This window comes from Brucella pseudogrignonensis (assembly GCF_031454375.1).
Lineage (GTDB): Bacteria > Pseudomonadota > Alphaproteobacteria > Rhizobiales > Rhizobiaceae > Brucella > Brucella pseudogrignonensis_A.
Genome location: NZ_JAVDQT010000001.1, coordinates 1,306,443 through 1,333,291, shown reverse-complemented (window position 1 = coordinate 1,333,291; position 26,849 = coordinate 1,306,443). Strand labels below are relative to the sequence as shown.

Sequence of the window (26,849 nt, the reverse complement as noted above, 5' to 3'; positions counted from 1 at the left end):
ATAGACCGCATTGACAACTGCCTCCTTCAATGGTGAACAGGCTCTGAATAAAAAAGCTTGGGCGTTGCAGGGGCTGTAAGGCACCTTGAGCGTTCTGATCCACGCACATAGTGTGGTCAGCAGCTAGGAGTAACGGCATTGGGTGTGGTTTTGAATCTTGACGGGAATACGAAGCGGGAAGGATCGGTTCAGCCTCTGGTCGATCTGACAAAGGCTGATATGGGTCGTGTAAACGAACTGATCCTGTCGCGCGCCGGTTCCGATGTTGAGATGATCCCGGAAGTGGCAAACCACCTGATTTCATCCGGTGGCAAGCGTCTTCGCCCGATGATGACACTCGCAAGTGCCCGCATGTTTGGCTATGAAGGCGACGGCCACGTTCGTCTCGCAACCGCTGTCGAATTCATGCACACGGCAACGCTTCTTCATGATGATGTGGTCGATGAAAGCGATCTGCGTCGCGGCAAAAGCACCGCCCGCATGATTTGGGGCAATCAGGCAAGCGTTCTGGTTGGCGACTTTCTGCTCGGTCAGGCGTTTAAGATGATGGTCGATGTCGGCTCGCTTGACGCTCTCGATGTGCTTGCAACTTCTGCTTCGGTCATTGCCGAAGGTGAAGTGATGCAGCTTGCAGCCGCCAAGAACATGGAAACCACCGAGGACGAATATCTGGCAGTGATCAAAGCCAAGACCGCAGCGCTGTTTTCGGCGGCTGCGGAAGTTGGTCCGATCATCGCGGATGCAAAACCGTCGGATCGTACAGCCCTTCGTGATTATGGCCTTTATCTCGGGCTCGCGTTCCAGCTCGTTGATGATGCGCTTGATTACGGTGGTTCGGCTGCTGATCTTGGCAAGAACACAGGCGATGATTTCCGCGAAGGCAAAATTACGTTGCCGGTTATCCTGAGCTATCGTCATGGCTCGGATGAAGAGCGCGCCTTCTGGAAGCACGCCATTGAAGAAGGTGCGAGTGATGATGCATCGCTCGAGAAAGCCATTGACCTCATGCTGAAGCATGGCGCTATTGCTGAAACTGTTCAGCGCGCACGTGACTTTGGTGAAATGGCCCGCGATGCTTTGGCTACATTGAAGGCATCCCCTGAAAAGGATGCACTGATTGAAGTCATCGACTTCTGCATCAGCCGGGTGAACTGATTTGCTGCATAGCTAATTGAATAGAATAAAAGAAAAGCATCCTTCACGGATGCTTTTCTTGCGCTTGGACCCCAAAAAGGCCATGCTTGAGGCTCCTCTGAGTAGGGGAGTTTATAAGGAATCGGAAAGAGGACTGAGCTTTATGCGGCAGGGATCTAAACGTCGTCCGCTTTACGGATTGCTTCTTCTGGCTTTGGCTGGAGTGGCGATGCCGTCCAATGCGGCAATGGCTAAAACAAGTATAGATCCGGCTCCACAAGTCCGCGCAGGCTCGTTTGCAGGTGCTTATCTTGCTGCGCTTACGGCAGAATCCGATAACAATATTTCCGCAGCTGTCGATTTCTATCGGCAGGCTATGGCTTTTGATCCGAGCAATGATCTTATCAAGCAAAATTTGCTGCTGGCATTGTTGACTGAAGGTCGTTTCAAAGAAGCATTGCCCATTGCTGACGAGCTGAAAGATCAGCCGGAGATTGAACGGTTTTCTCGCGTCGCGCTGGCGATTGATGCCCTCTCCAAAAAACAATATCGCAAGACCGAGCCATTGCTGATGCTATCGGTTAAGTCCGACATGGACGAACTCGCGACCAATCTTATTGGCGCATGGGTGAAGGTCGGGCAGGGAAATGCACAGGAAGCGCTTTCCGATGTCGTCAATATCAAAGGGCCGGAATGGTACAACCTGTTCCGCATCTATAATGCCGCAATGATTGCCGATGTTGCGGGCCTGAGGCAGGACGCGCGAAACTATTATCAGCAGGCTGTTGATGATCGCGCGGGTGGTGCAGCGGCTCCTGATACTTATGAACGCGTAGTCATGTCTTATGCCTCGTTTTTGCTGCGTCGCGGCGACAGGGCAGGGGCTATAAAGCTTCTCAAAGACGCGGAAGAAGTCCTCAACGGTCGGATAACAATCACCGCATTGCGTGAAAAGCTTGAGGACGGCCAGAGACATCGTCGTCTGGTCAACAATGCACAGCAGGGCGTTGGCGAAGTGCTTTATACGCTTGGCACTGCGATCAATCGCGGCGGCGCAGAAGCTTTTGCCAAGCTTTATCTGCAAATGTCACTGCCATTGCGCCCGGATAATGACGCAACACTTTATCAGCTTGGTGATATTTCGGCCAAATTACGCCAGCCAGAACAGGCTGTTCGATATTATGCGCGTGTGCCGGAATGGTCACCTTACAGGCGCGATGCCGAGATGCAGCGTGCGCTCAATCTCGCTGAGAATGAAAAGACTGGCGATGCAATCGGACAGCTTAAAACGCTGCTAAAGCGCGATAAGACGGATATCCGCACTTATCTCGCGCTGGGCGGCGTCTATGCGCAGGACAAGAATTTTGCCGATGCAGCGAAAATCTATGATGCGGCTGTTGAGCAGATTGAAAAGCCAGAGCGCAAGGATTGGCCGGTTTTCTATCAGCGTGGCATCGCACATGAACGGCTGAAGGAATGGGATCAGGCGGAGCCTAATTTCCGCAAGGCGCTGGAGCTCTATCCTGATCAGCCACAGGTGCTCAATTATCTTGGCTATTCATGGGTTGATCGGGGTGAAAACCTCGATGAGGCGCTCGGCATGATCAAAAAGGCGGTCGATTTGCGTCCGCAGGATGGCTACATCGTCGATTCGCTTGGATGGGCTTATTACAAGCTGGGGCGTTATCCGGAAGCAGTCGTTGAGCTTGAAAAGGCTGTGAAACTGCGCCCGGAAGACCCTACCATAAATGACCACCTTGGGGATGCTTACTGGCGGACGGATCGTCAGCTGGAAGCGACGTTTCAATGGAACCACGCAATTGCTGGTAAACCTGAGCCGGAAGAACTGGTCAAAATCGAAGAAAAGCTGAAAAAGGGATTGCCAGCCGATCCGAACCCTGCTGAGGCACGTGTGCAGGATAAGAGCCTTACCCCGACAAAAGCGCCTGAAAGCAAAACCGAATAGTTTTTAAGCCCGGAAGTTTTATCGATTTCCGGGCTTTCTATTTGTCGATGTTTGCTTACGAGCGTTCAGCGATCAAATGTCATGCTTGACCGTGGCAGGCGGACAAATTAGACCGGGCCAATCATTTCAATAACAAGGCCTGACCCTGTGTCCAGTACGTTGCCAGCACATATGCACCCCACCCGTTCCTTTCAGGGTCTGATCCTGACGCTCCATAACTATTGGGCGGAACACGGTTGCGCTATTTTGCAGCCTTACGACATGGAAGTGGGGGCGGGTACATTCCACCCGGCAACTACCTTGCGTTCGCTCGGGCCGAAGCCGTGGAAAGCTGCCTATGTGCAGCCATCGCGCCGTCCGAAAGATGGTCGCTATGGTGAAAATCCAAACCGTTTGCAGCATTATTATCAGTATCAGGTGATCATCAAGCCATCGCCGCCGAACCTTCAGGATCTTTATCTCGGTTCGCTGCGCGCCATCGGTCTTGATCCGACGCTACATGACGTGCGCTTTGTGGAAGACGACTGGGAAAGCCCGACGCTTGGTGCATGGGGTCTTGGTTGGGAGTGCTGGTGTGACGGCATGGAAGTGTCGCAGTTCACCTATTTCCAGCAAGTCTGCGGCATTGAATGCTCGCCGGTTGCGGGTGAGTTGACCTATGGTCTTGAACGCCTCGCCATGTATGTGCAGGGCGTGGACAATGTTTATGACCTCAACTTCAATGGTCTCGAGGGCGACGAAAAAGTCACCTATGGCGACGTTTTCCTGCAAGCTGAGCAGGAATATTCCCGCTACAATTTCGAAATGGCCAATACCGAAATCCTGCATCAGCATTTCATTGATGCTGAGCGCGAATGCGCTGCGATTTTGAAGGCAGGTAGCACAGGCGAAGGCTCGCTGCATAAATGTGTGTTTCCAGCTTACGACCAGTGCATCAAGGCATCGCATGTCTTCAACCTGATGGATGCGCGTGGGGTGATCTCGGTGACAGAGCGTCAGAGCTATATTCTGCGCGTGCGCAATCTAGCGCGTCAGTGCGGCGAAGCGTTCCTGTTGACGGATGCCGGTGGTTTTAATCTCAAGCGTGAGGGCGAGTAATATGCCTGATTTGTTGCTCGAACTCTTTTCCGAAGAAATCCCGGCCCGTATGCAGCGCAAAGCTGCGGGTGATTTCAAGAAGATGATCACCGATGGTCTGGTGGAAGCAGGTCTCACCTATGAGGCAACAACTGCCTATTGGACCCCGCGCCGCCTGGCGCTCGACATTCGCGGCCTCACTGTGCGCTCAAAAGACGTGCATGAAGACGTGAAGGGTCCATCCGTCACTGCGCCGGAACAGGCGATTGCAGGCTTCCTGCGCAAGGCTGGTCTCTCGGATGTTTCTCAGGCGCATGTGCATTCCGATCCAAAGAAGGGCGATTTCTACGTTGCCCATCTGACGAAGCCGGGCCGCGCTGCCGAAGAAATAATCGCGGAACTCGTGCCGCAGACGATCCGCAATTTCCCATGGCCAAAATCCATGCGCTGGGGTGCGGCGTCATCCAAGCCGGGTGCGTTGCGCTGGGTGCGTCCGCTGCAATCGATCCTGTGCACTTTTGGCCCAGAAACAGAAGAAACAGTCGTCGTTGAATTTGACGTTGATGGTATCAAGTCGGGCAATGTCACCTATGGGCATCGTTTCCTGAGCGATGGTCAGGCGATCAAAGTGCGTCGTTTCGAGGATTACGTCGATAAGCTTGAAAAGGCTTTCGTTGTGCTCGACGCCGAGCGCCGCAAGGAAATCATCTCGCAGGACGCGCATAATCTTGCTTTCGCTTCCGGTCTGGAGCTGGTCGAAGATGCAGGGCTTTTGGAAGAAGTTTCCGGTCTGGTCGAATGGCCGGTCGTGCTGATGGGCGAGTTTGAGGAAGAATTCCTCGCGATCCCGCCGGAAGTCATTCAGCTGACCATCCGCGTGAACCAGAAATGCTTCGTCACCCGCAAGCAGGGCGAAACGGAAGCGCTGTCGAACAAGTTCATTCTGGTGTCGAACATCGCAGCGCGCGATGGCGGCACGGAAATCGCTTATGGTAACGGCAAGGTCGTGCGCGCACGCCTGTCTGATGCGCTCTATTTCTGGAATACCGATCAGCATGATCTGCCTGATCTCGACAAGCTTTCAGCTTCGGGTGAGAAGTTTGGCCTTGATCTGAAAAAGCCGCTTGATCAGCGTATGGCGCGCCTCGATAGCCTCAATGTGACTTTCCATGCTAAGCTCGGCACGCAAGGCGCACGTGTTGAGCGTATTCGTGAGCTTGCAAGTCAGATTGCGCCGCTGGTCGGTGCTGATCCGAAGCTTGCAGCCCGTGCAGCAGTTCTGGCAAAAGCTGATCTGACAACGGAAGTTGTGGGTGAATTCCCTGAGCTTCAGGGTGCAATGGGTCGCAAATATGCGCTGCTTCAGGGTGAAGACGAAGCTGTGGCGGGCGCTCTCGAAGAGCATTACAAGCCACAAGGTCCGTCTGATTTTGTGCCGAAGAACCCGGTTTCAGTCGCTGTGGCACTCGCTGATAAGCTCGACACGCTGGTCGGCTTCTGGGCGATTGACGAAAAGCCAACTGGCTCGAAAGACCCGTTTGCGCTGCGTCGTGCGGCTTTGGGTGTTATCCGCCTGATCCTGTCGCAGGATTGGAAGTTCCCGCTTTTGCCACTTCTGCGCTCGGCTTATGCGTCGCTCAAAGAAGGTCAGGTTCAGCGTAAGCTGCGCGAGTTTGAGGCGAAGCTTGTGTCTGAAAAGTCTGGCGATGTGGACGGCGAACAGGACGTCGATAACGCACTGCGTAATCTTGAAACTAAGACGCGTGCAGAAACCGAAGCCAATGCTGAGCCATTGCTGGCTGATCTTCTGTCCTTCTTGCATGACCGCTTCAAGGTTCATCTGAAGGAAGAAGGCGCACGCTACGACGCGATTGACGCAGTTCTGACATCGGATGCCGACAATCTTCTGTTGGTTGCCCGTCGTCTGGAAGCTCTGATCGTCTTCATCAATGAAGAAGACGGCAAGAACCTTCTGGCCGGTACCAAGCGCGCCGCCAATATTTTGGCTGCGGAAGAAAAGAAGGGCACGAAGGTAGCAGGCAGCGTCGATGCGGCTCTGTTGAAGCTTGACGAGGAAAAGGCGCTTTATGCGGCTGTAAACCTTGCATCCACCGAAGCCGAAGAAGCGATTGCCCGCGAAGATTTCGGTGGTGCAATGCTGGCACTCGCCAAGCTGCGCGGTCCGGTCGATACATTCTTTGAGAGCGTCTTGGTCAATGACGAGGACGAAAATGTCCGCGCTAACCGTCTTGCTCTGCTTGAACAAATCCGCAATGCCACAAGCACAGTGGCCGATTTCTCGAAAATCGCCGGATAAGATCAAAAGGCCGCCTCTGAGGCGGCCTTTTTCATAACTCATTCCTATCTTGCATCAACTACGTATACGAGTCCCTTGCTCTAAGCCCATGTGTTGTGTAGCTACAGCGGCAGGAGAATGACCTTGGCCGATATTCTGGAATTTGACGATAAAGCTGTTTCACGCGCGGTAGAAGTGCTCGCCCGCGGTGGCCTTGTCGCGATTCCGACTGAGACTGTCTATGGTCTTGCAGCTGACGCGGCGCATGGCGAAGGCGTGGCCGGTATTTTCGCCGCTAAAGGTCGCCCGCAATTCAATCCGCTTATTGCGCATGTCGATAGTGTCGCCATGGCCGAGCGTTACGTGACGTTTGATGCTATTTCGCGCAGGCTTGCAGAGAAATTCTGGCCGGGACCACTGACGATTGTTCTGCCGCTTAAAGCAAAGCAAGGCACGCCACGCCCGATCCATCCGCTGGTAACGGCGGGGCTTGATACGCTCGCCATCCGCATGCCGAATGGTCAGGTGCGTGATGTTATAAAGAATCTGGACAGCCCTGTGGCAGCACCAAGCGCCAATACATCGGGTCGTATCAGCCCGACAAGCGCGCAGGCTGTAGCCGACGATCTTGGCGGTAAGATCGACTTGATCCTTGATGCCGGTCCGTGCGGCGTGGGTGTTGAATCCACAATCGTCAAAGTCGATGGCGAGCGCGTGCATCTGCTGCGCCCCGGCGGTTTGGCTGCGGAAGAGATTGAAGCGTTTCTAGGCGTGAAGCTGATCCGCGCTGAGCATAATGCAGCCATTCAGGCGCCCGGCATGATGGAATCGCATTATGCGCCGGATGCCGCGATGCGCCTTGACGTTAAGAGCGTGAAGCCCGGTGAGGCGCTGCTGGCATTTGGCCCCAAGCGCGTTGCAGGCAGCGAGCAAGCTATCCAAATTCTTAATCTTAGCGAAAGCGGCGATCTGCGCGAGGCAGCCAGCAACCTGTTTGACTTCATGCGCAAGCTTGATGCTACCGGTGTTGTGACAATCGCCGTTGAACCCATTCCGTTTGATGGTCTCGGTGAGGCCATCAATGATCGTCTTAAACGCGCGGCGGCCCCGCGCTAGTTCCCCAAACATTCAAGAGAAGCACATGCTCGACACTGCCCTGATCGAACGTTTTGCAGCCATTGTTGGCGAAAAGAATGCACTGACTGCGCCCGAAGATATTGCGCCATTTATGATTGAGCAGCGCGATCTCTATCAGGGGCAATCGCCGCTGGTACTGCGCCCCGCTTCGACGGAAGAAGTTTCGGCAATCATGAAGCTTGCCAATGAAACCAAAACGCCGGTTGTGCCACAGGGTGGCAATACCGGTCTTGTTGGCGGTCAGACGCCGGATCAGAGCAATACTGCCATCGTTCTGTCGCTTGGTCGCATGAATAAGGTGCGTGCGGTTGATCCGGTTGGCAATCTGGTGACGGTGGAAGCTGGTGTGATCCTGAAAAACCTTCAGGACGAAGCGCAGAAAGTTGGTCGTCTGTTCCCGCTGTCGCTGGGTGCGGAAGGTTCGTGTCAGGTTGGTGGTAATCTTGGCTCCAATGCAGGCGGCACCGCAGTGCTGGCCTATGGCAATATGCGCGAGCTTTGCCTTGGCCTTGAAGTGGTTCTACCGAATGGCGAGATCCTCAACGATCTGCGCTATGTAAAGAAAGACAATACCGGCTACGATCTGAAAGACCTGTTCATCGGTTCTGAAGGAACGCTTGGGGTTATCACCGCAGCAGTGCTGAAGATTTACCCTCAGCCAAAGGGCAAGGGCGTGGCCTATGCCGGTCTGCGCAGCCCAGAAGATGTGTTGCGTCTGTTCCAGCTTTCGACCGAACACGCAGGCCCATCGCTGACTGGTTTTGAACTGATGCCGCGCGTCGGCGTCGAGTTTACCATTGCTCATGTCGATGGCGTTCGCGATCCACTTGAAAGCCCGCATGACTGGTATGTGCTGGTTGATATTTCCTCATCTCGTTCGGAAGACGATGCCCGCACGACGCTTGAAACTATTCTAACGGAAGCTTTCGAGAACGACATCATTCAGGATGCAGCCATTGCTGAAAGCGTCGCGCAGGCGCAGATGTTCTGGAAAATGCGTGAGGAAATGTCCTGGGCGCAGAAGCCGGAAGGCGGCTCGATCAAGCACGACATTTCCGTGCCTGTCGCGAAAATCCCTGAATTCATTGCAGAAGCCAATGCAGCAACGCTTGAGATGATTCCGGGTTCGCGTATCGTTTGCTTCGGTCATATTGGCGATGGCAATCTGCACTATAACGTGTCGCAGCCGATTGGTGCCGATAAGGAAGCATTCCTTGCGCGCTGGCACGAATTAAATCATCGCATTCACACAATTGTTGCTTCTTATACCGGATCGATCTCCGCAGAGCACGGTATTGGCGTGCTGAAACGCGAAGAGCTTGCCTTCTTCAAGCAAGACGTAGCCCTCGAATTGATGCGCCATATTAAGAAATCATTCGATCCGAATGGCATCATGAATCCGGGTAAAGTGCTGTAATTTCAGCAAATATGACGAAAACGAGGCGGGCAGGCAACTGTCCGCTTTTTCATTTATGTAAACGAAAATTAGCAAGAATTACTGAGTTCTTACAGCTGGTTGTAAAGCAGTAACCAAATGAAAAAGCAGGGAAAAGTTAACCTAACGCGTTAAGCGCCTCGGTAATATTCATCGCCTATTCTCTAAATCAACAAGAGCGAACATGCTCAAAAGAGAAGCCGGAATAACTGGCTCTCAAAAAAACAGGCAGAGATAGACAGAGGCGTCGAAAATGATGAGCAGCGGACAGAAGAAGCCAGAATGGGCAGGTCAGGAACTTCGGCTTGATCCGTTTCACCTTCCGCAGGTCGTGACTTACCCGGCTGAAGATTGTGATGCAGACGTAACTTTCACGATCAGCGAACGTGGTGCGGTTATGCGCCAGATCCTGCCTTCGAGCGGTTTGCCGATGTCGATTGCGCTGCCGATCAACGCATTTGTCGGTGTCGTTGCCCGCGCTGTTGAAGACGAGTACGGCGAAATCACCGTAACACTCGAACTGATGCATGAAGACCCGCAGCTTTCGGTGCCGCTGCTGGTGGCGCATGATCTGACCGATGTTGCCGCTGACTGGCGCGCATGGGCTGCGACCTTCAACCTGCCGATGATGCTGGTCGAAGAAGATGGCGTTGCGCGCCCGCTTTACGAAAGCACTGGCCCGGTCCGCACCGCTGAGCCGCAAGCGCGCCGTCAGGGGCAGGAGCCACGCCGCCGCCGTCCTCGGTTCCTCGCACGTCGCAAGACTGGTTCGCTGGGTGTGCGCATGGTGATCGAAGGTCGTGAGATTATTGCAAGAAACTAACAAAAGATCACATTCGCGTGTGAACATGTTCTCGTCTGATTTCTATATTATCTAAGGAATAACGCGCCGCTTGGTGGTTGTCTGGAAAGATGAAGGACCTTTCCAGATATTAAAGGCCACGATGTCGGAGCAACAAATTGGCTGACCTCCAACAAAGCCACCCGGATGGTATCCCCATCCGGGTATTTTTTTGATTACTTTTTCCGGCTGAGAAATGCCATTACGGCCTCCCGCGCTTCATCCGAAGTTAGCCGTTCGGCAAAATGCTTGGCTTCGCGTTGAATGCGGTCAACGACAGGTTCAGCAGGCATCCGCATCAGGCTGCGTGCGATCTGCATGGCCTGTGGTGGCTTAGACGCGATTTCGTCTGCGGCCTTCAATACTTCTGTTTCGAGGCCGCTGCTTTCGACGATCTTATACACAATGCCAGCCTCAAGCGCTGCCTGTGCATCGAAGCCATGGCCGAGGGCCAAAAGTGCAAATGCCTTCTGATGGCCCATGAGCGGTGGAGCGAGCAGGCTGGAGGCTGCTTCCGGCACAAGGCCGAGATCAACAAACGGTGTGCGAAAAAGCGCGTGGCTGGTAGCAAATGTGAGGTCGCAATGGAGGTGTATCGTCGTGCCAATACCAATCGCCAAGCCATCGACGCCGGAGACAATCGGCTTTTTCGCACTTGAGAGCGCATTTAGAAAATCCAGAATCTCCTGGCCAAGACTGCCGCCGGATGCAGCAGCCATGAAATCCTGCATATCATTGCCAGATGAAAATGCTCCCGGCACCCCGAGAAACACATGCACCCGCACGGCATCATCGGCGTCACCATCGATGAGCGCTTTGGCCATTGTGGCATACATGGCGCGGGTGATAGCGTTTTTCTTGTCAGCCCGGTTCAACCGGATGATCTGCACAGCACCCTGACGTTCGATCAGAATATGTTCGCCCATTGTCACGCCTCCAGTGCTGATTTTGCAGCGGCGAGGCTCGATGAGCCGGTGATGACGGTGTCTTTCAGAGCAGCGACTTCGGCTAGCATGTTTTCTGCAAAGAAGCGGCAAAGAGCAGCGCGGCCTGTATCATCGCTTGTGAGTGCTGCTCGCGCCAGATATGCGCCGCCAGCGGTCAGTGACAGCAGTCGCTGGTAAGGCGTAGCTCCTGCTAGTGCTTCCTCTGTACGGCCTTCGGCTGCCGCCTTTTGCAGCCAGTCAGTTGCTTCGCGCACTTCATTGATTGCTGTTGAAAGGCGCGGGCCGGTTTCGCCTAGTTCAGGGCGGTTCGAGGCCGTGGCCTTCTCAGCCTCGTCCTGCAATTCGGCAAAGAAGCCTTGAATATGCTCACCATTGCCGAGCGGCAATTTGCGCAGCACAAGGTCGATAGCCTGAATTCCGTTTGTACCTTCGTAGATCGGGGTAATGCGGGCATCGCGCAGCAATTGTGCAGCGCCTGTTTCCTCAATGAAGCCCATGCCACCATGGATCTGTACGCCAAGCGAAGCAACATCCACGCCGACGTCAGTCGCAAAGCTTTTAGCTAAAGGTGTGAGCAACCCTGCGCGATCTGACCAGAATTGCGCGTCTGAACCTTCCGTTGCATGGCTCATATCAATCGCATGGGCGCAGGAATAGGTGATTGCACGGGCGACCTGTGTGAGCGCTTTCATGGTGAGCAGCATACGCTGCACATCGGGATGCTCGATGATCGGGCTCATGCCCGCCTTTGGATTAGCACCAAGGGCGCGTCCCTGTTTGCGTTCCTTTGCATAGTTCAACGCTTGCTGATAGGCGGCTTCTGCGACGCCTACGCCCTGAATGCCGACTAGCAGACGGGCATTATTCATCATGGTGAACATACAAGCCAAACCGCGATTTTCTTCTCCGATTAAATAACCGACTGCGCCTGTTTCCTCGCCTTTCATAAAGCCATCGCCATAAATCATGGTGCAGGTTGGGGAGGCGTGAATACCCATCTTGTGTTCAAGGCCAGAGCAGAAGAGATCATTGCGACGGCCGAGCGAACCATCGTCATTGACGAGAAATTTTGGCACGAGGAAGAGTGATATGCCCTTGGTGCCAGCAGGCGCATCGGGCAGGCGAGCTAGCACGAGGTGAACGATGTTTTCGGTCAGGTCGTGTTCGCCATAAGTTATGAAAATCTTTTGACCAAAGATGCGATAGGAGCCATCATCGTTGCGCTCCGCGCGGGTGCGCAATGCGCCGACATCAGAACCGGCCTGAGGCTCGGTCAGGTTCATGGTGCCCATCCATTCACCGGAGATGAGCTTTTCAAGATAGATGTCTTTGAGTTCTTTTGAGGCGTGTTTTTCCAGCGCTTCGACCGCGCCCATGGTGAGTGTGGGAGCGATGGCAAAAGCCAGTGTGCCGGAATTCCACATTTCGCTAACGGCCACCGACATCATGGTTGGCAAACCCTGTCCACCATATTCAGGCGAGCCAGTCAGCGAATTCCAGCCGCCGGCAATCCAGTCGGCATAAAGCTCTTTCCAGCCGGGAGCGGTTGTAACGACGCCGTCTTTGACACTAGCGCCGTGTTTGTCGCCGGTTATGCGAAGCGGTTCCACGCGCTCAGCAGCAAACTTGCCAGCTTCTTCGAGAATAGCTTCTGCCAGATCAGCGGAGAAATCAGGAAACTGATTGTCTGCGATTGCCTTTTCAAGGCCTGCGACTTTCATCAGCGTATGCGAAATTTCAGAAACCGGCGCGCGATACATCTTTCCTCCTAAACCTTCTCCTCAAAAGGCTTCGCATTGCTGCCCTTTGGCAGCGATGCGTTCAGCCTTATGGCTGGCGTGTCTAAGTGCTAGCGGCTTATTACGTAAACGTCAATATTTCTTGGAGCAAGTTGTATTCATTATAGTTGGGTCGCAAGAGCGATAGTGAACTACAGAAGGAGCAATCAGGTTGCGGAAAAATGGGGGCGGCTTTGTTAGACGTTTTCATGCCCTAGAAAAGCAAAAAGGCCGGGCATGGACCCGACCTTCATAAGTCTCAACAATCAGTGCCAGTACATCCGTGGTCAAAGATTGGAGACAAATTTCTTTGCGCAATCACGCAAGCAAAGCTTCAAATAGCTTCGCTTGAATAATTATTAGAGTGCGCGCAGGTTTTCTGCTGCATTCTTGCCCGAACGACGGTCTGCAACAACTTCAAAGCTGACCTTCTGGCCTTCATTGAGGGTGCTGAGGCCCGAACGCTCAACAGCCGAGATGTGAACGAACACGTCTACGCCGCCGTCATCAGGCTGAATGAAGCCGAAGCCCTTGGTTGTGTTGAAGAATTTTACTGTTCCGTTTGCCATGTTGAATTCCTTTCAAATCGCACGGTTGAAATATAATGGGCCAAAACCCATCGCCGAATTTTACGAGTTTGAAAGAAGTACCGGGTGGCGAAAAGCACGCCGCAACATTCGAAAACAAAATCGATGACACCTATATATGCGGCAAATCGCACTTTTACAAGGCGCTTTTCTAAAATCGAGAAAATTACTAGGATAAGTAAAAATTATAGGGATCCAAATAATACTGATTAACGTAATACAAAGGTAGTTTTTTAGATGTGCCTTATGTCTAAATGCTGCATGGCTGATGTTTTTCCTGTAAAGAATAGCCTCGTTCTTAATGAAATTTTCTTCGCATGCTTTTAAACGGTGGGTATGTTGAAAGGTGCTGATATATGACGCTCGTCCCGTATTTTCTCACTGTTAATCTTACGGTATCGTGCGTTTTCATTCTGACATTCGCTTTTGTGGCTATGCAGGAGCGCAATTATGCTGCCCCACGCTGGTTCACGCTGGCGGCGATCGCAGCGGCACTTGTCTCGATATTCGGCTACTGGATTCCAGTTGCGATAGACACCAGGCTGCTTGTTCTTATTTCATTTGCGCTTTCAATGATCGCGTTTCTGGCAGCAATTATCGGTCTGCAAAGTATTTACCGCCAGAAAATTGACTGGAAACTCATAAGTGGCTTTTTCGTCGCCGCTATGCTTTGCAATTTGCTGATTTCAGAACTGCCACGCACGTCGTTTCTGCATCGCTTTCTGTATCAGGTACCACTTTGTATCGCGCAGCTTTTAATGATCCGCGTCATTTATCGTTCTGGAATGCCACGCCTCGTTGATAGGCTGATGATGGCACTCGCTGTTGTCGCCTGTCTTCATTACTTCTCGAAAGCTTTTTTAATCTCTGGTCCGGGTGCAGATATCAGACCTGATGATCCAGCCAATACGCTGCACGTGATTGTATCACTATCGATTGGTGTGTTCGTGCATGTCGTGCGTGGTCTGTTGCTGCTTTTAACCACGGTTTCGCACATGGTGGGCGAGGCGAGCGAGCAATCAGAGGTGGACGAGCTTTCCCAGATTTATAATCGCCGTGGTTTTGACCGGCATGTTTCGCGCGTGCTGGCCCGCAAAGGCGCACGAATTCGCTATTCGGTGATTATGAGCGATCTGGATTTCTTTAAACGCGTTAATGACACCTATGGTCATGATGGCGGTGACCGCGTGATCGCGGCTTTTGGCAAGTTGCTCAAAACGCAACTTCCTAAAGCAGCCGTTGCAGCGCGTATGGGTGGCGAAGAGTTCGTGGTGTTCATCCCGGATGCGGATATGGCGGCTGCTGAAAGCCTCGCACAAAGCCTTCGCGAATCTTTGAGCAAACTACGCTTTGCCGAAAAAGCACCTGATTGGGGGCCGACTGCGAGTTTTGGTGTCGCTGAACAGGTCGATGAGGAAAGCCTTTATGAGACGATGCGCCGTGCGGACTCGGCGCTCTATGATGCGAAGAATGCCGGACGCAATCGCGTCCATATTGCTTAGCGGCTAGAAACCGGGTTCATATAGCGTAAATTATTCGCCTGAACGCTCACGCTCGACAGCACGCCAGCCGATGTCGGAGCGATAAAAGCCTTCTGGCCAGTTCACTTGCTTTACAGCGTCATAGGCTTTGCTTTGGGCTTCCGCTACGGTTTCAGCAATGGCTGTCACGTTAAGGACGCGGCCACCATTGGCGATGAGATTGCCGTCTTTTTCCGCTGTGCCAGCGTGGAAGACTTTCAGGCCATCAATGCCGTCGAGCTTCTCGAGGCCGCGAATGACGCTGCCCTTTTTCACGTTGGCCGGATAGCCTTCCGCAGCCATAACAACGGTTAGCGCTGGCTGGTCTTTCCATTCGAGCTTAACTTTATCAAGCTTACCATCAACGGCTGCATTGATGAGGTCGAGCAGATCAGTTTCGAGGCGCATCATCAGCACCTGACATTCAGGATCACCAAAGCGGGTGTTGTATTCAATGAGCTTCGGGCCGTCCTTGCCGATCATCAGGCCGAGGAACAGCGCGCCCGAGAATGGTGCCCCGATTTCAGCCATGCCGCGCATGGTTGGCTCGATCAGTTCGCGCATGGTGCGCTCAACAATTTCTGGTGTCATTACAGGGGCAGGGGCATAAGCACCCATGCCGCCGGTGTTCGGTCCGGTGTCGCCATCGCCGACACGCTTATGGTCTTGTGCTGAGCCGAGCGATAGGGCGGTCTTGCCGTCGCAAATGCAGAAGAAGCTTGCTTCTTCGCCTTCAAGAAACTCTTCAACGACGACTTCTGCACCGGCAGAGCCAAATGCGCCTTCAAAGCACATATCGACGGCATCAAGCGCTTCATCAAGCGTCATGGCAACGACAACGCCTTTGCCTGCGGCAAGTCCGTCGGCTTTGACGACGATTGGCGCACCCATTTCGCGAATATAGGCTTTAGCTTTTGGCGCATTGTTGAAGCGGCCATAAGCGCCGGTCGGAATATCAAAACGGGCGCAGAGATCTTTGGTGAAGCCCTTTGAGCCTTCAAGCTGGGCGGCCAACTTGGAAGGGCCGAAGACGCGAATATTCGCAGCCTGCAGATCGTCGGCAAGGCCGGCGACGAGTGGTGCTTCCGGGCCAACAACAACCAGATCAATCGCATTCTGCTTGGCAAAAACAATGACAGCCGCGTGATCGGTTACATCGAGCGTTACCAGTTCTGCATATTCAGCAATGCCGGGATTGCCCGGCGCGCAATAGAGCTTTGTCAGCTTATCGGATGCTGCAAGTTTCCATGCCAATGCGTGTTCGCGTCCACCCGAACCGATCAACAGAACTTTCATGCCTTGCTCCCTGCGCGTGAGATCAGTAAACGTTGTTTATACGGGTCTCTATTGCCCAACGCACGCGCGGGCAAGGGCAGTGCCGCGATTTTTGGATAAAAAGCGGTCGCACCGGCATAGTTTCAGGAAAGCAAGCAGTCATGCAGCAGTCAAAGCCCGATATGGGCACCGCTTCGGATGTTCAGTCACGCGAAAGCCGCGGACGTGTCAAGGATGCGCCATCCGGCCATTGGGTCTATCGGGTGCTTCCGCCATCGCTGTGGCCCTATGCGCAGCTTGCACGCTGGGATCGTCCAATTGGCTGGCAGCTTCTGCTCTGGCCATGCTTGTGGTCGGCTGCTCTGGTAGCAGGTGCAGGTGCGCAACCGGGCGATGATGCATGGTCTGTCGTGCCATCCATCTGGCATCTCATTTTGTTTTTCGTTGGCTCTGTCGCGATGCGCGGCGCTGGCTGCACTTATAATGATCTGGCCGATCAGGACATTGACGATAAGGTCGACCGCACACGCTCGCGCCCGCTGCCGTCCGGTCAGGTGACACGCAAACAGGCAAAAATATTCATTGTCTTGCAGGCTCTGGTCGGGCTAGCCGTTGTGCTGCAATTTAACTGGTTCACGATTGGCCTTGGCGTTGGATCGCTTGTGATCGTCGCGGCTTATCCTTTCATGAAGCGCATCACGAACCTGCCGCAGCTGGTGCTTGGCCTTGCCTTTTCATGGGGCGCGCTGATGGGCTGGGCGGCTGTTGAAGGCTCACTCTCACTTTCACCGGTATTGCTTTATATTGGCGCGATCCTCTGGACGATTGGCTATGACACGATCTACGCCCATCAGGACAAGGAAGACGATGCGCTGGTCGGCGTCGGATCGACGGCGCGTCTGTTTGGTAAACATACCAAGACGGCGCTGCTGGTGCTTTATGGTGGAGCGATTGGCTTTTTCGCTGCGGCCTTTGCGGTTGCACAGGTGCCGATGCCAGCGCTTGCCGGACTGCTCGCGGCTGGCGTTCATCTTTATCGCCAGATCATCGTGCTCGACATCGATAATCCTGATCAGTGCCTGCGTTTGTTTAAGTCGAACAACACGGTTGGCTGGCTGATTTTCTTAGGCCTCGTATTGGGAAGCCTCTGGGTCGCATTAAAACCGATGGTATAAAATGAGAGCGCATCCCGAAAAGTGTGAAGCGGTTTTCGGATCAAGATGCGCGTCAAAAAAAACTTTTAGAGCACCGATCTGATTTAATCAGATCGGTGCTCTAAAAGGCCGCTGATTTCAGCGGTCTTTTTAATTTATGGATAGAGACGATCTTTGTGCCAGTCGCCTTCCGGTGTGTCGCGGGTAAACAACACGCGGTCATGCAAGCGGAAGGGGCGATCGTGCCAGAACTCGATGGAGACTGGGCGGATGCGGAAGCCCGACCAATGTTTCGGGCGAGGGATTTCACCAATCGCATAACGAGCCGTATATTCTGCAACAGCTTTTTCGAGCGCAAAGCGGCTTTCAAGCGGACGCGACTGCTTTGAAGCCCATGCGCCGATGCGGCTGCCACGTGGACGCGATGCATAATAAGCATCGGCTTCCTCCGCGGTAACCTTCTCAACAGGGCCGCGTACACGAACCTGACGACGCAGCGATTTCCAATGAAAGCACATGGCCGCTTTTTCGGCAGACAGGATTTCCTGCCCCTTGGTGCTTTCGTAATTGGTGTAGAAGACAAAGCCGTGCTCGTCGAAATCCTTAAGCAAAACCATACGCACATTTGGCAAGCCGTCGCGATCAACGGTGGCCAGCGCCAAAGCGTTTGGGTCGTTCACTTCGCTTTTGGTGGCGTCATTCAGCCATTGCGCAAAGAGCTTGAAGGGTTCGGAACTCTGGGTGAAGTCGTCGCTGTTGTCGGTCATTTTCTGCTATTTCATATTTTCATGAAAGTGTGTGTAAGCGAACTTCGTCCATATCGCGCATTTTGTCTATTGTTTTGCGCAGATGAGCAGATTTTGAGCGTTGTTCTTTGGTAGTGATTTGTTTACCCTGCCTGCGAACCGCTTGTTAACTCCATATCCCCCATATTCATTGCATCTTTAGGATGTACTTAAGGGAAGACCCGTTGGCCGCTGGACTTGCTCGCCGCGAAAAAAATGATGTGACCTGCAATCGAAGCATGGCTCTGATCCGCCATGTGGCCCTCGCTGCCGTCATGGTTTCGCTCGCAGGTTGTGCGATGGGCGGAGTTGGTATCGACAAAGCAGTTCCTGATTCTTCGACCATCACTGGCTCCATAAAGTCCGTCGAAAAAGACGAGACGGATAATGGCAAGCGTTCCGATCAGTCTACAATCAAGAGCATTGTGTCAGCACTGAACTTTACCCAATGGGGTAAGAATCCGGTTCCATGGGCTAATCCCGATACCGGCAGTCAGGGTGCCATCACCACTATCGCCGAGACAAAATCCAACGACACGCTGTGCCGCCAGTTCGAAACCTCGCGCGAAGCTTTCGATGGCGTTTCGATCTATCGCGGTGAAACCTGTATGCAGCGCGGCGGTGAGTGGACATTAACCTCATTTGCACCGCTTTAGGCTTTTTAGAAAACCTTACGCTATTGATCTGGAAGTTTTCTGGCTTAGTACTCATATTACGGCAAAGTGAGTCTAACGGCTGATAAATCAGTCATTTTCCCGAATGAGGACTATATGCGCGATCCCTATAGCGTGTTGGGCGTCGCCAAAACGGCGAAGCCCGAAGAAATAAAATCGGCTTTCCGCAAGCTGGCCAAGAAATACCATCCGGATCAGAATCAGAATGATCCAAAGGCGCAGGAGCGCTTTTCCGAAATCAATCAGGCCTATGAGATTGTCGGCGATAAAGACAAACGCGGTCAGTTTGACCGGGGCGAAATCGATGCCGAAGGCAAGCAGGCCTTTCAGGGCTTTGGTGGGCAGGGTGGTTTCGGCGGTCAATCTGGATTTGGTGGCGGCGGCGATCCGTTTGCAGGCTTTCGTCAGCGTGGCGGTGGCCAGCAGGGTGGTTTCGGCGGCGGTGCCGAAGACATTCTCAACGATATATTCGGTGGCGCTTTTGGCGGCGGCGGTGGTCGCGCGCGTCAGCGTGGTCCCATCAAAGGCGATGATCTGGCTGCTTCGATCAATATCACGCTCGAGCAGGCTGCTGGTGCTGACAAGGTGGAGGCCGTTTTCCCGAATGGCAAACACCTGAAAATCAAGCTGCCGCAGTTTGTTGAAGATGGCCAGACCATTCGCCTGAAAGGTCAGGGCGAGCATGTTGTCGGCGGTACGCCGGGGGATGCGCTGGTGACGATCCATTTCAAGCCGAGCGCACGTTTCAAGCTTGAAGGCCGCGATGTGCATGTCGATTTGCCGGTTGAACTTGAAGATGCAGCGCTTGGCGGTAAAGCAGAGGTCGAAACGCTGAGCGGTCGTATTGCAGTCAAAGTGCCCGCATGGTCGAGCTCGGATAAGGTTTTGCGTCTTAAGGGCAAAGGCCTGCCGCTCAAGGCCGGTGGCCATGGCGATCTTTATGTTCATGTTCGCATCATGTTGCCGGAAGGTGGCGATGCAGAATTGGAAGAATTTTTAAAGAAACGCCGAGGCGAATAATTGATATTGAGCCTCGTTAAACTGTAACCGGATCGCTGCACTGCGCGGCGATCCGTCGCTTAGGTTTTATAATACCCGGCTTTTTGTGCGCAATTGCTTGAAGCCTGTGCAATGCTGTGCGATAGGGCATCTAGTTGATTATATTTCGATGAGGACCCTTAATGACCGCAAAGTCAGGTTTGTTGCAGGGCAAGCGCGGATTGATTCTGGGCGTAGCCAACAACCGTTCTATCGCCTGGGGCATTGCCAAGGCTGCTCGTGAAGCTGGTGCGGAACTCGCATTCACCTATCAGGGTGATGCGCTGAAGAAGCGCGTCGAGCCGCTGGCCGAAGAACTGGATGCTTTTGTTGCCGGACATTGCGATGTTGCCGACGGTGCAAGCATTGATGCTGTTTTTGAAGCATTGGAAAAGAAGTGGGGCAAGATTGACTTCGTCGTTCACGCCATTGGTTTCTCCGATAAGGACGAATTGACTGGTCGTTATGTCGACACCAGCGAAGCCAATTTCCAGAACACCATGCTGATTTCGGTTTATTCGCTAACTGCGATTTCGCGTCGTGCGGAAAAGCTGATGAATGATGGTGGTTCGATTCTCACGCTGACCTATTATGGCGCTGAAAAAGTTATGCCGAACTACAACGTCATGGGCGTTGCAAAGGCCGCTCTTGAAGCAAGCGTGAAGTATCTGGCCGTTGATCTTGGACCGCAGAAGATTCGCGTGAACGCGATTTCGGCAGGCCCGATCAAGACGCTTGCAGCTTCAGGCATTGGTGATTTCCGCTATATTCTCAAGTGGAACGAATACAACGCACCGCTGCGCCGCACGGTTACGATTGATGAAGTGGGCGATGTTGGCCTTTACTTCCTCTCCGACCTTTCACGTTCGGTCACAGGTGAAGTCCACCACGCCGACAGCGGCTATCATGTCATCGGCATGAAAGCGGTTGACGCGCCGGACATCTCGGTCATCAAAGACTGATCTGAACATTCTAAAATCCCGAAAAGTTGACCGACTTTTCGGGATTTTTCTTTGTCTCTTCATCGTCGAAGGGGCTATTCAAAATAGAATTACGTGCAGACAGAGGTGTGATTTTGGCCCGCGAGATCATCTATTTTTCGCGTCATGGTGAGACGGATTGGAATGTTGCGCAGCGCATTCAGGGACAGCTTGATATTGATATCAATGCGCATGGCCGCACACAGGCAGATCGAAATGGTGATATGCTGAAATCGTTGATCGGCGATGGCGCTGGTTACGATTTTGTTGCAAGCCCTCTGCGCCGCACCCGCGAAACCATGGAGCGCATTCGCCTGCGCATGGGCCTTGATCCTTATGATTTCCGCACCGACCCGCAATTGATGGAAGTGAATTTCGGCGATTGGCAGGGCTTCATGATGGAAGACATTGCCAAAGAGCGCGAAGATCTTCTCGACGCGCGTGCCCAGGACAAGTGGAATTTTATACCACCGGGCGAGACAGCCGAAAGCTATATGCGGCTGTCACAGCGCATTGGTCGCTGGGTCGAAGCGGTTGAATGGCCAACGGTCTGCGTGACGCATGGCGGCTGCATTCGCACGCTGTTCTATCTTTACGGCGATATGGACGGCCATGCTGCCGCAAATCTCTCGATCCCGCAGGATAAGATACTGAAATTCGAGAACAACAGGCTTGAGTGGGTTTAAGCCAGCCCCGTGTGCGACTCGGCTGGCCTGTCTTTCGGTTTGATACCGGCCTGTGCCAGCGTGCGATCAAGAAGCTGTTCATAGATTGGTTTACCACCAATCCATTGTGCAACGAGATTGGCAGTGAGGCATGTCGCGATTAGCGGCATTGCCATACCATAGGCACCTGTGAGTTCGAGCGTCAGAACAACGCCGACAATTGGTGCACGAACCGATGCCGTAAATAGCCCACCCATCGCTGCAATCGCAAATGCCAGCGGCATGATGCCGGCATCTGGCAAAAGCACACTGATGATGCCAGCAAATGCCAGACCGATACAGGTCGCTAGTGTGAGCATCGGCGCAAAAATGCCACCCGGAACGCCAGTGGAATAACTTCCGACCATCGTGAAGTAACGCGCAAAAGCCAGCAAAAGCAGTAGTGCCAGTCCGGTTTTCTGATGGGCAAGCTCCATAATGATATGCTCGCCGCCGGTGACTGAATAAGGCAGCACAATAAACAGAGCGCCTACGCAGAGCCCGATAATTGCTGGATACAGATATGGTACGCGATTATGCATACGCGCTGCAAAGTCGACCGCCCACATGATGCCACCATTGAGCGCCACACCAACGAAGCCGAGCACACAGCCAAGCACGACAAAAGCAGGCAGATGTTCCAGTGCTGCTTTCACTTCGGGCATCGACATATCGGGTGCGGTGCCGCCGATGATTTGCGTCATGACGGTTGCGAGCAGTGCAGCCGCGATCACGCCCATATAGGTGCGGAATGTATAGGGGAACTGTTTGTGGGTTTCTTCGACGATAAACAGAACTCCGGCCAGCGGCGCATTAAAAGCGCAGGCGAGACCCGCAGCCGCACCAGCCGCCAGAATGCCACGCCGTTCAGTTTCGCTGACTTTGAAAAAATCTGTGATGGCAGCACCAAGTGATGCGCCAATGTGGATAGTTGGGCCTTCGCGCCCCAGAACGAGGCCGGATGAGATTGATGTGATGCCCATGAGAAATTTCACAGGCAGCACACGCCGCCAGCGCACTTCACGCAAGCCTTCCATTGCGCCTTCAATTTCCTGAACGCCACTGCCGCCAGCTTCGGGCGCAAAACGACGAACAATGAAAGCCGCAAGCACCGTGCAGCACATTGTAAACAGTGCTGCCGCAACGATAAGCGATGTTCCGGTGATGTATTGGCCGAGCTTTTGCGGCCATGTCATCAACGCATCAATGATGAGATGAAAATAAGATCCGACAGTTCCGGTCAATATTCCCGTCAGGGCAGCAAAGAATACATAGCGCGCTTGTGCTGATCTGTTTCCCGGCCGGTCGAGTGATTTTATCGGATCATCCATCGATGCTTGCCCCAATATGCAATACTCGGCCTGACCGGATTATTGGAGGCCCCCATCTCTCGGACACAAACAGACTCGCCCCTAAAAGTCTAGCAACGACGTGCTTTGCGATGACCCGATTTGCCATTTGGCAAAACTATGTTATCTTTCTGCCATAAGGAAGGTGTGCGATGGAACTTCAGCCAATCAGTATCACGCCAGCAGGCACTCTGACGAAGGCGATTACCGATGAAGAAGCGGGCGCTTTGGCGCGCACCACGGTCAATCTGTTGAAGGTCTGGAAGCTCTCGGATGGAGAAGCTTGCACGCTGTTGGGTGATATGTCGCCGCGGACATGGGCGCGCTGGAAAGATGGCACTATTGGCCGGATTGATCGCGATCTTAGGATGCGCATGGCGCATCTCATGGGTATTCATAAAGGGCTGCGTTATATGTTCCGCGATGCTGCACGCGGCTATGCATGGATCAGAAAGCCCAATGACGCTTTCGGCGGTCTTTCGGCGCTTGATCTTATGTTGCGAGGCGAAATCTCTGATCTCGCAGCACTTCGTGAATGGCTTAATGCGGAGCGTGGCGCGTGGTAAGCGGGCTGGCGCAAAAGCGGGCTGTAAACTGGTCGCAGACATTTCGCATCATCCGCTCCATTCATCCGCCGATTGACTTGTTTGAAGATATTGCCGACCCGCGCGACTGGGAGGCACTGGCCTCGGTCGAGGAAAAAACCAATCCGCGCATTCGGTTTGAAATCGGTGATCTTGGCAAAGTCCCTGCCGACAGGCGTGTTGCAGGGCAGGGTGCTACCTATGTGATGGCGCCTTTTGTGCATTGCTCAACGACGCGTCCGGGGCGTTTCAGCGATGGCAGTTACGGCATTTATTATGCTGCTGATCGCGAAGACGTGGCAGTAGCGGAAACCATTCATCACCATGAAAAATTCATGCGTGCAACCCGCGAAGAGCCGGGCTGGACCTCGGACTTTCGGGTGCTTATCGGCAGTGTGGATAAGGAATTAGACGACGTGAGCGCGGTTCCGGGTGTTCTTGATCCGGTTGATTATGCTGCATCTCATGTTGAGGGAAGAGAATTGCGCATTGTCGGCAGTCATGGGCTTCTATGGCCCAGTGTGCGGATGCGCGGCGGCTCTTGTATCGGAATTTTCTGGCCGAATGTTATACCGATTCCCGTTCAGGGACGGCATTACAGCTATCATTGGGACGGAACCCGTGTCGATTTCGTTCGTCAATACGACACGGGCACAATTCTATCCGTGACCTAGGTTTACGGCGCTTCCTGAATGTCTGTGATGAAGCGCGTATTGTCGGATTCATCGTAAAGAATGATAACCTTCATGCCTTTGTTAATGGCGGAATAATCAAACTCGCCCGGCAACTTGTAAGTCTTGCCGTCATCAAGCGTGATTGTTTCCTTGTCCTGATTGATGCCAGTGATCTTGCCTTCGACATCATCTGCCATTGCGACAGTCGAAAAGAGCGAAGCAATGATAAAGAGCAGTCCCACAATATACTGCATGGGTGCTATCCTCCATTTGGGTGCCCGACCGTCCATTGACTGATTCGACACGAATTGCATTTTGCTATTGTTCCCGGATTTTTTAGCAAACACTAAGAGCTGAAACCGAGGGAAGCAACTTCATTTGTGGGCGCATTTTAGCTGGTGGAATGTGTCAAAAAGAATGCGGCATGTGGATGATCTGATGGAAATTTTGCGATCCTGATGCGCTATGCCCAGCAATAATTTGACCGTTGCTCAAAAGGCCAATAAAACCGCCCCATATCTTGCCGGAAAAGGCGCTCCGTAATCAGGCTTAGCTCATGTCTCATAACAGTTTCGGTCATCTGTTCCGCGTAACAACCTGGGGTGAAAGCCATGGTATTGCGCTTGGTTGTGTCGTGGATGGTTGCCCTCCCGGCATCACATTTACCGAGGCCGAAATTCAGTCCTATCTCGATAAGCGCAAGCCGGGACAGTCAAAATACACGACACAGCGCCGCGAGCCGGATCAGGTGCGCGTGTTGTCTGGTGTGCTTCTGGGCGACGATGGCGTGACCATGACCACGACCGGCACGCCGATTTCGATGATGATCGAAAACACCGATCAGCGTTCCAAGGATTATGGTGACATTGCACGGCAATATCGTCCGGGCCATGCCGATTATGCCTATGATGTGAAATATGGCATTCGCGATTATCGCGGCGGTGGTCGTTCCTCGGCACGCGAAACCGCAGCCCGCGTTGCAGCCGGTGCCATTGCGCGCAAAGTTGTTCCGGGTTTGCAGGTACGTGGTGCGCTAGTCTCGATGGGTGTGCATGACATTGATCGCTCGCGCTGGGACTGGAATGAGGTCGATAACAATCCGTTCTTCACGCCGGATGCGGGTTCGGTCGAGGTTTTTGCAGACTATCTCGATGGTATCCGCAAGAATGGTTCTTCGATTGGCGCGATTATTGAAATCGTAGCTGAAGGTGTTCCTGCCGGTATTGGTGCGCCAATCTATGGCAAGCTCGATCAGGACATTGCAAGCTATCTCATGTCGATTAATGCCGTGAAGGGCGTTGAGATCGGCAACGGTTTTGAAGCTGCACGTCTGACTGGCGAAGAAAATGCCGATGAAATGCGGATCGGCAATGATGGCCAGCCGGTATTCCTGTCCAATCATGCCGGTGGTGTTTTGGGCGGCATCGCGACCGGTGCGCCGGTTGTCTCGCGCTTTGCAGTGAAGCCGACATCGTCGATCCTCACGCCGCGCAAGTCGATTGATGCGCAGGGCAAGGAAGTGGATGTGATGACCAAGGGTCGTCATGATCCTTGCGTGGGTATTCGCGCCGTGCCGATTGGTGAAGCGATGGTCGCTTGCGCAATCGCCGATCACTATCTGCGCCATCGTGGACAGACGGGTCGCGTGTAAAATATTCAGAGACAAGTTTCAGGGACCAAGGGCCGGTTCTGAGCATGTCGCGGAAAAGTGGGAACCGGTTTTCCGATAACGACATGCGTGAAAGCGAGATACTGAAACTGAGTTACAAAGATTGAGGCTGAAATGAGCTATAATCAGAAACAGGTCGTTGATGCACTGCGGGCTTTCGAGCGTGGCGAAATTGTTGTGGTCATGGATGATGACGGGCGCGAGAACGAAGGCGATCTGATCGTTGCCGCTGTTCACTGCACGCCGGAAAAGATGGCCTTCATCGTACGCTATACTTCGGGTATCGTTTGCACGCCGATGCCGCGCGAGGAAGCGAAGCGCCTCAATCTCGCACCGATGGTTGCCGAGAACGAATCGGCTCACACGACTGCTTTTACGGTCACGGTTGATTATCGTCATGGCACTACCACGGGCATTTCTGCTGATGATCGCACGCTCACTGTGCGCAACCTTGCGAACCCGAATGCTGGTGCGTCGGATTTCGTACGTCCGGGCCATATTTTTCCGCTTATCGCACGCGAAGGCGGCGTTCTGATGCGCTCCGGTCATACCGAAGCAGCAGTCGATCTTTGCAAGCTCGCTAACCTGCCGCCAATTGGCGTGATCTGCGAACTGATCAATGATGATGGCACCGTTATGCGCGGACCTGACGTAACGAGCTTTGCAGAACAGCATAAGCTGCATCGCGTCACGGTTGCTGATCTTATTGCCTATCGTCAGCGCAAAGAAACATTGGTTAAGCGTATCGGTGATGCCGCCATCAATACCTGCGCAGGTCCAGCCCATGCCTATACTTATGAGCTTCCTTGGGAGCCAATGCAGCATGTGGCCGTTGTCTTTGGCGATATTCGCGACGGCGAAGAAGTGCCGGTGCGCTTGCATCGCGAAGATGTGCTGAGCGATGTGTTCGGCAATGGCGGCAGCAATCTCGATGAGATCATGAAGCGCATGGGCAAAGAAGGCCGTGGTGTTCTGGTTTACCTGCGTGAAGATTCGGTTGGCGTGCGCTCTGATCATCGCGATGCGCGGGCGCGTGAAGCTTTGCTTGGCGAGCAGGAAGCCCATGCGGAAGCTGTAGCGCGTGAAGAAGAATGGCGTCAGATTGGTCTGGGTGCGCAGATTCTGAAAGATCTCGGTATTACGTCGATTGTGCTGCTGGCTTCGCGTGAGCGTCACTATGTTGGGCTTGAAGGTTTCGGCATCAACATCACGCGCACGGAAATTATCTGACACAGAGTTGTTGGC

At 53.4% G+C, this 26,849-nt stretch carries 24 protein-coding genes; 17 read left to right on the top strand and 7 right to left on the bottom strand.

The features are described 5' to 3' along the window. The first annotated feature begins 138 nt into the window (after window positions 1–138). From J2782_RS06730 to J2782_RS06700, 7 genes are all read left to right on the top strand, one after another. Complete coding sequence (locus J2782_RS06730; protein WP_310010828.1) at window positions 139–1,155, top strand: polyprenyl synthetase family protein; 1,017 nt, start codon at window positions 139–141, stop codon at window positions 1,153–1,155. A 142-nt stretch (window positions 1,156–1,297) separates the two neighbouring features. Beyond that, a complete protein-coding gene (locus J2782_RS06725; protein WP_310010827.1) occupies window positions 1,298–3,100 on the top strand; it encodes a tetratricopeptide repeat protein in 1,803 nt (600 codons plus the stop codon). Between the two features lie 171 nt (window positions 3,101–3,271). Next, entirely contained in the window at window positions 3,272–4,198 is a 927-nt protein-coding gene (locus J2782_RS06720; protein ID WP_310011121.1) for a glycine--tRNA ligase subunit alpha, read from the top strand. Between the two features lies 1 nt (window position 4,199). Continuing rightward, window positions 4,200–6,494, top strand: coding sequence for a glycine--tRNA ligase subunit beta (gene glyS, locus J2782_RS06715; RefSeq protein ID WP_310010826.1), 2,295 nt, complete (start codon window positions 4,200–4,202; stop codon window positions 6,492–6,494). A 117-nt stretch (window positions 6,495–6,611) separates the two neighbouring features. Then, a complete protein-coding gene (locus tag J2782_RS06710; protein ID WP_404989595.1) occupies window positions 6,612–7,589 on the top strand; it encodes an L-threonylcarbamoyladenylate synthase in 978 nt (325 codons plus the stop codon). 25 nt (window positions 7,590–7,614) lie between these two features. Then, a complete protein-coding gene (locus J2782_RS06705) occupies window positions 7,615–9,027 on the top strand; it encodes an FAD-binding oxidoreductase (RefSeq protein ID WP_310010823.1) in 1,413 nt (470 codons plus the stop codon). Window positions 9,028–9,298: 271 nt separating this feature from the next. Next, on the top strand, window positions 9,299–9,868 hold the full coding sequence (locus J2782_RS06700; protein WP_250040196.1) for a DUF6101 family protein: 570 nt from the start codon (window positions 9,299–9,301) through the stop codon (window positions 9,866–9,868). Between the two features lie 194 nt (window positions 9,869–10,062). Here the strand turns inward: J2782_RS06700 and J2782_RS06695 are convergent, their stop codons facing one another. The 3 genes from J2782_RS06695 to J2782_RS06685 all read right to left on the bottom strand — a co-directional run bounded on the left by J2782_RS06695 (window position 10,063) and on the right by J2782_RS06685 (window position 13,180). Further along, the gene (locus J2782_RS06695; RefSeq protein WP_310010822.1) at window positions 10,063–10,812 is read right to left on the bottom strand and encodes a crotonase/enoyl-CoA hydratase family protein; all 750 of its coding nucleotides are present in this window, start codon (window positions 10,810–10,812) and stop codon (window positions 10,063–10,065) included. Window positions 10,813–10,814: 2 nt separating this feature from the next. Next, entirely contained in the window at window positions 10,815–12,593 is a 1,779-nt protein-coding gene (locus J2782_RS06690) for an acyl-CoA dehydrogenase family protein (RefSeq protein ID WP_310010821.1), read from the bottom strand. Between the two features lie 377 nt (window positions 12,594–12,970). After that, window positions 12,971–13,180 (bottom strand): cold-shock protein, encoded by a 210-nt coding sequence (locus J2782_RS06685; RefSeq protein ID WP_250040201.1) that lies wholly within the window; start codon window positions 13,178–13,180, stop codon window positions 12,971–12,973. Between the two features lie 374 nt (window positions 13,181–13,554). On the opposite strand from J2782_RS06685, the gene J2782_RS06680 reads away from it, so the two are divergent. Then, window positions 13,555–14,700 (top strand): GGDEF domain-containing protein, encoded by a 1,146-nt coding sequence (locus J2782_RS06680; RefSeq protein ID WP_310010820.1) that lies wholly within the window; start codon window positions 13,555–13,557, stop codon window positions 14,698–14,700. Window positions 14,701–14,730: 30 nt separating this feature from the next. On the opposite strand, the gene purD is transcribed toward J2782_RS06680, so the two are convergent. Further along, complete coding sequence (gene purD / locus J2782_RS06675) at window positions 14,731–16,014, bottom strand: phosphoribosylamine--glycine ligase (RefSeq protein ID WP_310010819.1); 1,284 nt, start codon at window positions 16,012–16,014, stop codon at window positions 14,731–14,733. Window positions 16,015–16,175: 161 nt separating this feature from the next. Here purD and ubiA point away from each other — a divergent pair, with 161 nt between their 5' ends. Next, a complete protein-coding gene (gene ubiA, locus J2782_RS06670) occupies window positions 16,176–17,168 on the top strand; it encodes a 4-hydroxybenzoate octaprenyltransferase (protein WP_404989609.1) in 993 nt (330 codons plus the stop codon). A 134-nt stretch (window positions 17,169–17,302) separates the two neighbouring features. Here ubiA and pdxH read toward each other — a convergent pair whose 3' ends face one another. Further along, on the bottom strand, window positions 17,303–17,914 hold the full coding sequence (gene pdxH / locus J2782_RS06665; RefSeq protein ID WP_310010816.1) for a pyridoxamine 5'-phosphate oxidase: 612 nt from the start codon (window positions 17,912–17,914) through the stop codon (window positions 17,303–17,305). Between the two features lie 203 nt (window positions 17,915–18,117). On the opposite strand from pdxH, the gene J2782_RS06660 reads away from it, so the two are divergent. The 4 genes from J2782_RS06660 (at window position 18,118) to J2782_RS06645 (ending at window position 21,310) form a co-directional block, all read left to right on the top strand. Next, window positions 18,118–18,588 carry an RT0821/Lpp0805 family surface protein gene (locus J2782_RS06660; RefSeq protein ID WP_310010815.1) on the top strand — a complete coding sequence of 157 codons (471 nt, stop codon included), beginning with the start codon at window positions 18,118–18,120 and terminating at the stop codon, window positions 18,586–18,588. Between the two features lie 114 nt (window positions 18,589–18,702). Further along, window positions 18,703–19,626 (top strand): DnaJ C-terminal domain-containing protein, encoded by a 924-nt coding sequence (locus J2782_RS06655; RefSeq protein ID WP_310010814.1) that lies wholly within the window; start codon window positions 18,703–18,705, stop codon window positions 19,624–19,626. Between the two features lie 161 nt (window positions 19,627–19,787). Beyond that, window positions 19,788–20,606 (top strand): enoyl-ACP reductase FabI, encoded by an 819-nt coding sequence (fabI, locus tag J2782_RS06650; protein WP_310010813.1) that lies wholly within the window; start codon window positions 19,788–19,790, stop codon window positions 20,604–20,606. 113 nt (window positions 20,607–20,719) lie between these two features. Beyond that, entirely contained in the window at window positions 20,720–21,310 is a 591-nt protein-coding gene (locus J2782_RS06645; RefSeq protein WP_310010812.1) for a histidine phosphatase family protein, read from the top strand. Here the strand turns inward: J2782_RS06645 and clcA are convergent. After that, window positions 21,307–22,659 (bottom strand): H(+)/Cl(-) exchange transporter ClcA, encoded by a 1,353-nt coding sequence (gene clcA, locus J2782_RS06640; protein ID WP_310010811.1) that lies wholly within the window; start codon window positions 22,657–22,659, stop codon window positions 21,307–21,309. The two genes, J2782_RS06645 and clcA, sit on opposite strands and share 4 nt — an antisense overlap. Before the next feature lie 170 nt (window positions 22,660–22,829). Between clcA and J2782_RS06635 the strand changes: the two genes are divergently transcribed. Further along, window positions 22,830–23,243, top strand: a complete 414-nt coding sequence (locus J2782_RS06635; protein ID WP_310010810.1) for an MbcA/ParS/Xre antitoxin family protein — start codon at window positions 22,830–22,832, stop codon at window positions 23,241–23,243. Beyond that, window positions 23,237–23,935, top strand: coding sequence for an RES family NAD+ phosphorylase (locus J2782_RS06630; protein ID WP_310010808.1), 699 nt, complete (start codon window positions 23,237–23,239; stop codon window positions 23,933–23,935). The genes J2782_RS06635 and J2782_RS06630 overlap by 7 nt, the downstream gene beginning before the upstream one ends. 2 nt (window positions 23,936–23,937) lie before the next feature. On the opposite strand, the gene J2782_RS06625 is transcribed toward J2782_RS06630, so the two are convergent. Beyond that, window positions 23,938–24,189, bottom strand: a complete 252-nt coding sequence (locus J2782_RS06625) for a DUF1344 domain-containing protein (protein WP_310010807.1) — start codon at window positions 24,187–24,189, stop codon at window positions 23,938–23,940. A gap of 302 nt (window positions 24,190–24,491) precedes the next feature. Between J2782_RS06625 and aroC the strand changes: the two genes are divergently transcribed. Together aroC and ribB are read left to right on the top strand one after the other, a co-directional pair. Continuing rightward, the gene (aroC, locus tag J2782_RS06620; RefSeq protein WP_310010805.1) at window positions 24,492–25,586 is read left to right on the top strand and encodes a chorismate synthase; all 1,095 of its coding nucleotides are present in this window, start codon (window positions 24,492–24,494) and stop codon (window positions 25,584–25,586) included. Between the two features lie 132 nt (window positions 25,587–25,718). After that, entirely contained in the window at window positions 25,719–26,834 is a 1,116-nt protein-coding gene (gene ribB, locus J2782_RS06615) for a 3,4-dihydroxy-2-butanone-4-phosphate synthase (RefSeq protein WP_310010804.1), read from the top strand. The last annotated feature ends 15 nt before the right edge of the window (window positions 26,835–26,849 follow it).

Excerpts from the sequence above, each read along its gene's own strand:
- J2782_RS06695 (WP_310010822.1), bottom strand. The coding sequence starts at position 10,812 with ATGGGCGAACATATTCTGATCGAACGTCAGGGTGCTGTGCAGATCATC.
- J2782_RS06705 (WP_310010823.1), top strand. The coding sequence starts at position 7,615 with ATGCTCGACACTGCCCTGATCGAACGTTTTGCAGCCATTGTTGGCGAA.
- J2782_RS06725 (WP_310010827.1), top strand. The coding sequence starts at position 1,298 with ATGCGGCAGGGATCTAAACGTCGTCCGCTTTACGGATTGCTTCTTCTG.
- ubiA (WP_404989609.1), top strand. The coding sequence starts at position 16,176 with ATGGGCACCGCTTCGGATGTTCAGTCACGCGAAAGCCGCGGACGTGTC.
- J2782_RS06655 (WP_310010814.1), top strand. The coding sequence starts at position 18,703 with ATGCGCGATCCCTATAGCGTGTTGGGCGTCGCCAAAACGGCGAAGCCC.
- J2782_RS06700 (WP_250040196.1), top strand. The coding sequence starts at position 9,299 with ATGATGAGCAGCGGACAGAAGAAGCCAGAATGGGCAGGTCAGGAACTT.
- aroC (WP_310010805.1), top strand. The coding sequence starts at position 24,492 with ATGTCTCATAACAGTTTCGGTCATCTGTTCCGCGTAACAACCTGGGGT.
- J2782_RS06625 (WP_310010807.1), bottom strand. The coding sequence starts at position 24,189 with ATGCAGTATATTGTGGGACTGCTCTTTATCATTGCTTCGCTCTTTTCG.
- pdxH (WP_310010816.1), bottom strand. The coding sequence starts at position 17,914 with ATGACCGACAACAGCGACGACTTCACCCAGAGTTCCGAACCCTTCAAG.
- J2782_RS06690 (WP_310010821.1), bottom strand. The coding sequence starts at position 12,593 with ATGTATCGCGCGCCGGTTTCTGAAATTTCGCATACGCTGATGAAAGTC.
- clcA (WP_310010811.1), bottom strand. The coding sequence starts at position 22,659 with ATGGATGATCCGATAAAATCACTCGACCGGCCGGGAAACAGATCAGCA.
- fabI (WP_310010813.1), top strand. The coding sequence starts at position 19,788 with ATGACCGCAAAGTCAGGTTTGTTGCAGGGCAAGCGCGGATTGATTCTG.
- ribB (WP_310010804.1), top strand. The coding sequence starts at position 25,719 with ATGAGCTATAATCAGAAACAGGTCGTTGATGCACTGCGGGCTTTCGAG.
- J2782_RS06720 (WP_310011121.1), top strand. The coding sequence starts at position 3,272 with ATGCACCCCACCCGTTCCTTTCAGGGTCTGATCCTGACGCTCCATAAC.
- J2782_RS06710 (WP_404989595.1), top strand. The coding sequence starts at position 6,612 with ATGACCTTGGCCGATATTCTGGAATTTGACGATAAAGCTGTTTCACGC.
- glyS (WP_310010826.1), top strand. The coding sequence starts at position 4,200 with ATGCCTGATTTGTTGCTCGAACTCTTTTCCGAAGAAATCCCGGCCCGT.
- J2782_RS06685 (WP_250040201.1), bottom strand. The coding sequence starts at position 13,180 with ATGGCAAACGGAACAGTAAAATTCTTCAACACAACCAAGGGCTTCGGC.
- purD (WP_310010819.1), bottom strand. The coding sequence starts at position 16,014 with ATGAAAGTTCTGTTGATCGGTTCGGGTGGACGCGAACACGCATTGGCA.
- J2782_RS06635 (WP_310010810.1), top strand. The coding sequence starts at position 22,830 with ATGGAACTTCAGCCAATCAGTATCACGCCAGCAGGCACTCTGACGAAG.
- J2782_RS06680 (WP_310010820.1), top strand. The coding sequence starts at position 13,555 with ATGACGCTCGTCCCGTATTTTCTCACTGTTAATCTTACGGTATCGTGC.